This is a genomic window from Escherichia sp. MOD1-EC7003, assembly GCF_002965065.1.
GTDB lineage: Bacteria > Pseudomonadota > Gammaproteobacteria > Enterobacterales > Enterobacteriaceae > Escherichia.
The window spans coordinates 1-7524 of the sequence record NZ_PTRE01000121.1 but is presented as its reverse complement, the minus strand read 5'-3'; the positions used below and the strand labels follow the sequence as shown (position 1 = coordinate 7524).

General features: G+C 49.3%; 8 protein-coding genes. 7 read left to right on the top strand and 1 reads right to left on the bottom strand.

Annotated elements, in window-relative coordinates; translation table 11 throughout:
* On the top strand, positions 1 to 1038 hold a 1038-nt coding region (gene metC / locus A7090_RS19465), incomplete at its 5' end, for a cystathionine beta-lyase (RefSeq protein ID WP_105275254.1).
* Positions 1039 to 1177: 139 nt separating this feature from the next.
* Entirely contained in the window at positions 1178 to 1837 is a 660-nt protein-coding gene (yghB, locus tag A7090_RS19460; protein ID WP_105275253.1) for a DedA family general envelope maintenance protein YghB, read from the top strand.
* Between the two features lie 39 nt (positions 1838 to 1876).
* Here yghB and yqhC read toward each other — a convergent pair whose 3' ends face one another.
* The gene (gene yqhC, locus A7090_RS19455) at positions 1877 to 2776 is read right to left on the bottom strand and encodes a DNA-binding transcriptional regulator YqhC (RefSeq protein WP_157941482.1); all 900 of its coding nucleotides are present in this window, start codon (positions 2774 to 2776) and stop codon (positions 1877 to 1879) included.
* Positions 2777 to 2969: 193 nt separating this feature from the next.
* Between yqhC and yqhD the strand changes: the two genes are divergently transcribed.
* The 5 genes from yqhD to A7090_RS19430 all read left to right on the top strand — a co-directional run bounded on the left by yqhD (position 2970) and on the right by A7090_RS19430 (position 7462).
* Entirely contained in the window at positions 2970 to 4133 is a 1164-nt protein-coding gene (yqhD, locus tag A7090_RS19450; RefSeq protein WP_105275251.1) for an alcohol dehydrogenase, read from the top strand.
* A gap of 104 nt (positions 4134 to 4237) precedes the next feature.
* Complete coding sequence (dkgA, locus tag A7090_RS19445) at positions 4238 to 5065, top strand: 2,5-didehydrogluconate reductase DkgA (RefSeq protein WP_105275250.1); 828 nt, start codon at positions 4238 to 4240, stop codon at positions 5063 to 5065.
* Positions 5066 to 5264: 199 nt separating this feature from the next.
* Positions 5265 to 6191 carry a YbjP/YqhG family protein gene (locus A7090_RS19440; RefSeq protein ID WP_105275249.1) on the top strand — a complete coding sequence of 309 codons (927 nt, stop codon included), beginning with the start codon at positions 5265 to 5267 and terminating at the stop codon, positions 6189 to 6191.
* A 35-nt stretch (positions 6192 to 6226) separates the two neighbouring features.
* Positions 6227 to 6475, top strand: coding sequence for a lipoprotein YqhH (yqhH, locus tag A7090_RS19435; protein WP_105275248.1), 249 nt, complete (start codon positions 6227 to 6229; stop codon positions 6473 to 6475).
* A 69-nt stretch (positions 6476 to 6544) separates the two neighbouring features.
* Positions 6545 to 7462: a hypothetical protein gene (locus A7090_RS19430; protein WP_105275255.1), complete on the top strand. Its 918-nt coding sequence runs from the start codon at positions 6545 to 6547 to the stop codon at positions 7460 to 7462.
* The last annotated feature ends 62 nt before the right edge of the window (positions 7463 to 7524 follow it).

The following is a 7524-nucleotide window of genomic DNA, read 5'->3' as shown; positions in this document are numbered from 1 at the left end:
ACGGGCGGTTTGTTCTATGGGCGGCGCGGAACATTAACCCATTTCCCCTTACAAGAAGCGATGTGCGAACTGGAGGGTGGCGCGGGCTGCGTGTTGTTCCCCTGTGGGGCAGCGGCGGTTGCTAACGCCATTCTTGTTTTTGTCGAACAGGGAGATCATGTGTTGATGACCAACACCGCCTATGAACCGAGTCAGGATTTCTGTAGCAAAATCCTCAGCAAACTGGGCGTAACGACATCGTGGTTTGATCCTCTGATTGGCGCGGATATTGTTAAACATGTGCAGCCGAACACTAAAATCGTGTTTCTGGAATCCCCAGGCTCCATCACCATGGAAGTCCACGACGTTCCGGCGATTGTTGCCGCCGTGCGCAATGTGGTGCCGGATGCCATCATTATGATCGACAACACCTGGGCGGCCGGTGTGCTGTTTAAGGCGCTGGATTTTGGCATCGATGTGTCTATTCAGGCCGCCACCAAATATCTGGTTGGGCATTCAGATGCGATGATTGGCACAGCCGTATGCAATGCCCGTTGCTGGGAGCAACTGCGGGAGAATGCCTATCTGATGGGCCAGATGGTCGATGCCGATACCGCCTATATAACCAGCCGTGGCCTGCGCACTTTAGGTGTGCGTTTGCGTCAACATCATGAAAGTAGCCTGAAAGTGGCTGAATGGCTGGCAGAACATCCGCAAGTAGAGCGAGTTAACCACCCTGCTCTGCCTGGCAGTAAAGGCCACGAATTCTGGAAACGAGACTTTACAGGCAGCAGTGGACTATTTTCCTTTGTGCTTAAGAAAAAACTCAATGATGAAGAGCTGGCGAACTATCTGAATAACTTCAGTTTATTCAGCATGGCCTACTCGTGGGGCGGGTTTGAGTCGTTGATCCTTGCAAATCAACCAGAACATATCGCCGCCATTCGCCCGCAAGGCGAGATCGATTTTCGCGGGACCTTGATTCGCTTGCATATTGGTCTGGAAGATGTCGACGATCTGATTGCCGATCTGGACGCCGGTTTTGCGCGAATTGTATAACATTGCCACTTTTGGACAATTTTGCAGACATTTAATTGTGAAAAGTCTTAAATTGTTGCGTCCGGGATCAAGGCGTCCCGGGCGATTCAGGAGTACAATAGGCAGTTAAAGGCTTAAACGCTGTTCCACAGGAAAGTCCATGGCTGTTATTCAAGATATCATCGCTGCGCTTTGGCAACACGACTTTGCCGCGCTGGCGGACCCTCATATTGTTAGCGTTGTTTACTTTGTCATGTTTGCCACGCTGTTTTTAGAAAACGGCCTGCTGCCCGCCTCATTTTTGCCCGGCGACAGCTTGTTGATACTGGCAGGTGCATTGATTGCCCAGGGGGTTATGGATTTTCTGCCAACGATTGCGATTCTGACCGCCGCAGCAAGTTTGGGCTGCTGGTTAAGTTATATTCAGGGGCGCTGGTTAGGCAATACCAAAACCGTGAAAGGCTGGCTGGAACAGCTTCCGGCCAAATATCACCAACGCGCTACCTGCATGTTTGACCGCCACGGTCTGCTGGCGCTGCTGGCTGGACGTTTTCTTGCATTTGTCCGTACGCTGCTGCCAACCATGGCGGGTATTTCCGGTCTGCCAAACCCCCGCTTCCAGTTTTTCAACTGGTTAAGCGGATTGCTGTGGGTCAGCGTGGTAACCAGTTTCGGCTACGCCTTGAGCATGATTCCGTTCGTTAAACGCCATGAAGATCAGGTGATGACGTTCCTGATGATCCTGCCGATTGCCTTGTTAACCGCTGGCTTGTTAGGCACGCTGTTTGTGGTGATTAAAAAAAAATACTGTAACGCCTGACGATTTTCCCCGTTCCCGGTTGCTGTACCGGGAACGCATTTAACTCCCCTGCATCGCCCGCATTCTTGCCGCATCTTCCCCCGGCGTCACACCGAAGTAACGTTTAAACTCACGGCTAAATTGCGATGCGCTTTCGTAGCCAACCCGCATCGCCGCCGCGCTGGCCTTCATGCCGTCGTGGATGATCATCATCCGCGCCTTATGCAGACGATAATTCTTCAAATACTGCAACGGCGAGGTGCTGGTGACAGACTTAAAATTATGGTGGAACGCCGATACACTCATATTGGCTTCTGCCGCCAGTTGCTCGACGCTCAGGTTTTCGGTGTATTTATTTTCAATTCGTTTTAACACACGGCTAATCAGGCTGAAGTGAGTCTGGCGACTGACCAGCGCCAGTAACGCGCCACCGCGAGGTCCGGTCAGCACGTAGTACAGAATTTCGCGGATGATCTGTTTGCCGAGAATACGCGCATCCAGCGGTCGCTCCATCACGTCCAGTAGCCGCTCCGCTGCGCATAAAATCTCTTCTGATAACGTGGCAGAGTTAATCCCGCTGGCTGCCATCGACGGCTGGAAATGCTCATCTTCGCCAATGTCCATCAACAGCTCTTGTAACTGCAAAATATCGACATTGAGACGCAAGCCTGCCAGCGGCACCTCTGACGTGGCATAGGTTTCGCACTCAAACGGCAACGGCACCGTCAGCAGCAGGTATTCATTGGCATCATAACGAAACACGCGTTCATTGATATAACCGATTTTATGCCCGGAAAAGAGAATTATGATGCCAGGCTCGTACATCACCGGTGTACGTGCGAAAGGCGTCTCGCCATACAATAAACGCACGTTGGGCAACAGCGCTGACAAACTATTTTCTTTATTTTTCAGTTTATTAACTTTCCCCGCCAGCAAGCGGCAAATCTCTTTACGTTTCATATCGCGTAATTTCTTAGGAATAATGCGGCAATTTGATTGTGCGCAATTTTGTAGCATTTCTCCAGCACTCTGGAGAAATAGGCAAGACATTGACAGAAATGAGCATTGAGAGCTACGGCGCTGGCGACCACAATGAAAAACATCAGGCAGACCGATCTCTGCCCTCATATTGACCCAGCAAAGGGAGCAAGTAATGAACAATTTTAATCTGCACACCCCAACCCGCATTCTGTTTGGTCAAGGCGCAATCGCTGGTTTACGCGAACAAATTCCTCACGATGCACGCGTATTGATTACCTACGGTGGCGGCAGCGTGAAAAAAACCGGTGTTCTCGATCAAGTTCTGGATGCCCTGAAAGGCATGGACGTGCTGGAATTTGGCGGTATTGAGCCAAACCCGGCTTATGAAACGCTGATGAACGCCGTGAAACTGGTTCGCGAACAGAAAGTAACTTTCCTGCTGGCGGTTGGCGGCGGTTCCGTACTGGACGGCACCAAATTTATCGCCGCTGCGGCTAACTATCCGGAAAATATCGATCCGTGGCACATTCTGCAAACGGGCGGTAAAGAGATTAAAAGCGCCATCCCGATGGGCTGTGTGCTGACGCTGCCAGCAACCGGTTCAGAATCCAACGCAGGCGCGGTGATCTCCCGTAAAACCACAGGCGACAAGCAGGCGTTCCATTCTGCCCATGTTCAGCCTGTATTTGCCGTGCTCGATCCGGTTTATACCTACACCCTGCCGCCGCGTCAGGTGGCTAACGGCGTAGTGGACGCCTTTGTGCACACCGTGGAACAGTATGTTACCAAACCGGTTGATGGCAAAATTCAGGACCGTTTCGCAGAAGGCATTTTGCTGACGCTAATCGAAGATGGTCCGAAAGCCCTGAAAGAGCCAGAAAACTACGATGTGCGCGCCAACGTCATGTGGGCGGCAACTCAGGCGCTGAACGGTTTGATTGGCGCTGGCGTACCGCAGGACTGGGCAACGCATATGCTGGGCCACGAACTGACTGCGATGCATGGTCTGGATCACGCGCAAACGCTGGCTATCGTCCTGCCTGCACTGTGGAATGAAAAACGCGACACCAAGCGTGCCAAGCTGTTGCAATATGCTGAACGCGTCTGGAACATCACTGAAGGTTCCGACGATGAGCGTATTGACGCCGCGATTGCCGCAACCCGCAATTTCTTTGAGCAATTAGGCGTGCCAACCCACCTCTCCGACTACGGTCTGGACGGCAGCTCCATCCCGGCTTTGCTGAAAAAACTGGAAGAGCACGGTATGACCCAACTGGGCGAAAATCATGACATTACGCTGGATGTCAGCCGCCGTATATACGAAGCCGCCCGCTAAGCTTTTTACGCCTCAAACTTTCGTTTTCGGGCATTTCGTCCAGACTTAAGTTCACAACACCTCACCGGAGCCTGCTCCGGTGAGTTCATATAAAGGAGGAACGTATGGCTAATCCAACCGTTATTAAGCTACAGGATGGCAATGTTATGCCCCAGTTGGGACTGGGCGTCTGGCAAGCAAGTAATGAGGAGGTCATCACTGCCATTCAAAAAGCATTAGAAGTGGGTTATCGCTCGATTGATACCGCCGCAGCCTATAAGAACGAAGAGGGTGTCGGCAAAGCCCTGAAAAATACCTCAGTTAACAGAGAAGAACTGTTCATCACCACTAAACTGTGGAACGACGACCACAAGCGCCCTCGTGAAGCCCTGCTAGACAGCCTGAAAAAATTACAGCTTGATTATGTCGACCTCTACTTAATGCACTGGCCCGTTCCCGCTATCGACCATTATGTCGAAGCATGGAAAGGCATGATCGAATTGCAAAAAGAGGGCTTAATCAAAAGCATCGGTGTGTGCAACTTCCAGATCCACCACCTGCAACGCCTGATTGATGAAACAGGTGTGATGCCGGTGATAAACCAGATCGAACTTCACCCTCTGATGCAACAACGCCAGCTACATGCCTGGAACGCGACACACAAAATCCAGACCGAATCCTGGAGCCCACTAGCTCAGGGAGGGAAAGGCGTTTTCGATCAGAAAGTCATTCGCGATCTGGCAGATAAATACGGCAAAACCCCGGCGCAGATTGTTATCCGCTGGCATCTGGATAGCGGCCTGGTGGTGATCCCGAAATCGGTCACACCTTCACGTATTGCTGAAAACTTTGATGTCTGGGATTTCCGTCTCGATAAAGACGAACTTGGTGAAATCGCCAAACTCGATCAGGGCAAACGCCTCGGCCCCGATCCTGACCAGTTCGGCGGCTAACGCACCAATTCTCCCGGTGGCGGTAATGTTCCGCTACCGGACTTTTCAGAAATCATTTATTCCCCTCGCGTCCCGCCCGTTGTTACTCTTCCTTGTTCAGAAACGTCAAATATAAGGGCAGCATCATGCAGAGCCGGAAGCTCTTAAAGAAACAACTCATCTACATCCGGGATGAACGTAACGGAGAGGTGAAAAACAGATGAAAATAATACTTCTGTTTTTAGCAGCTCTGGCCAGTTTTACCGTACATGCACAGCCTCCCTCACAGACCGTAGAACAAACCGTCCGACAGATTTATCAGAACTATAAATCAGATGCCAGTACGCCTTATTTCGGTGAAGCCGGAGAGCAGTCGATAACTTCTGCGCGTATTCAACAAGCACTTACCCTGAACGACAATCTTACGCTGCCGGGCGATGTTGGCTGGCTGGATTATGATCCGGTTTGTGATTGTCAGGATTTTGGCGAGCTGGTGTTAGAAAGCGTAGCGATAACCCAAACTGACGCCGATCATGCCGATGTCGTTGTGCGCTTTCGTATCTTTAAAGACGATAAAGAAAAGACCACGCAGACACTGAAAATGGTGGCAGAAAATGGTCGTTGGGTCATTGATGATATTGTCAGCAACCATGGCAGCGTCTGGCAAGCAGTTAACAGCGAGAATGAAAAAACGCTGGCAGCTTTAGCTTCATTGCAAAAAGAACAGCCAGAAGCCTTTGTTGCCGAACTCTTTGAACATATTGCTGATTATAGCTGGCCGTGGACGTGGGTGGTTTCCGACGCTTACCGCCAGGCGGTCAATGCCTTATATAAAACCACCTTCAAGACTGCCAACAATCCCGATGAAGATATGCAGATAGAACGGCAATTTATTTACGACAATCCTATCTGTTTTGGCGAAGAGTCGCTATTTTCACGCGTTGACGAAATTCGTGTCCTGGAGAAAACCGCCGATTCTGCCCGTATTCAGGTTCGTTTTACGCTGACCAATGGCAACAACGAAGAGCAAGAATTGATTTTACAACGGCGCGATGGCAAGTGGGAAATCGCTGATTTTATCCGCCCAAACAGCGGCAGCCTACTTAAACAGATTGAGGCGAAAACCGCCGCCAGATTAAAGCAATGAGCTGAATAATTAATACCAAATAAAGGAAACTGGAAATGAATAATCAACTGTTACTATTCTCTCTAATATTCATACTCACAGGCTGCGTCAATGAGCAAAAAGTCAATCAACTGGCGGGCAATGTGCAAACTCTGAATGCAAAAATAGCCCGACTTGAGCAGGATATTAAAGCATTACGTCCACAAATCTATGCCGCAAAATCCGAAGCTAACAGAGCCAATACGCGTCTTGATGCTCAGGACTATTTTGATTGCCTGCGCTGCTTGCGTATGTACGCAGAATGAAAAAAAATCCCCGGCAGCGTGTCAGTTGCCGGGTTAGAGGCTGTTTGCTAAGAAAAAGAGGACATGATTATGCGACGCCGGCACACCTGTTTCTTTATTCTGTTGTTCTGTGGCTTCAGCGGAAACGTGTTGTGCAAAGAATCGATTAATGAAGCGATAGAGCGTTTATATCAACCATTGACCAGTAATGGAGATATACCAATAACCGATGAATTCAGTCTCGATTTGCGTAGTAATATGAATGTTACTCCTGGCAAAATGACACCCTGGCTAAATAATAATCTTTTGTGTCGCTGTGTCGATGACACTTTCGTTTCTGCAGAAATAATCCAAAGCACACACCTAAATGGTGGCCGAACGCATGTACTGTTGCAGTTGGTTATTAAACAAAATAGCACCGATGTCCACCGGTTACTGGGGCTGGTGCTGGTTCGTGAAAATGGTAATCATCGTTGGCTAATAGAAGACATCGATGACGGTACTGAAATCCCCAACAGTCTACGGGCAGAAATACGCGAAGATACGCGAATGAAACGCAGAGCTGTAATTAATGAACCCTCGCGCGATCATTTTTCTCATTCGATATCAATGACGGCACTACTTGCCCAGCCAGAAAAATACCATTTGCAAAAGGTGGTTGTCGAAGGTGTCGGCAATATTGAGTTTGAAGGCAACACTATATATTTGAATAAAGAATCCTGGGAAAACTTTGTTCAAAATGATAGCGTGTGGTTGGATATTGATTTCCCAAACCCAGTCGTGACCTTAGCTCGTGCTCGTCAGCTAAATGGCGATTATGTCCGGATAGCTGGAGTATTTGATATGGATATACGAGGTCATTTTGGCATGTGGAGTGGGGGTATTACCGATATTACTTTGTATGAACGCGTCACGACCCGTAAAGAGTTTGCGCGCCACAGAGAACAAGAAATCAAAAAATTACAGGCGGAATCTGCTAAAAATAATATGGAAACGACGACAAAATGAAGGTAAGCGGCTCGTCAGAACCGTATTGATATTTACTGAGAGCTCAGATCAACTTTCCAGGG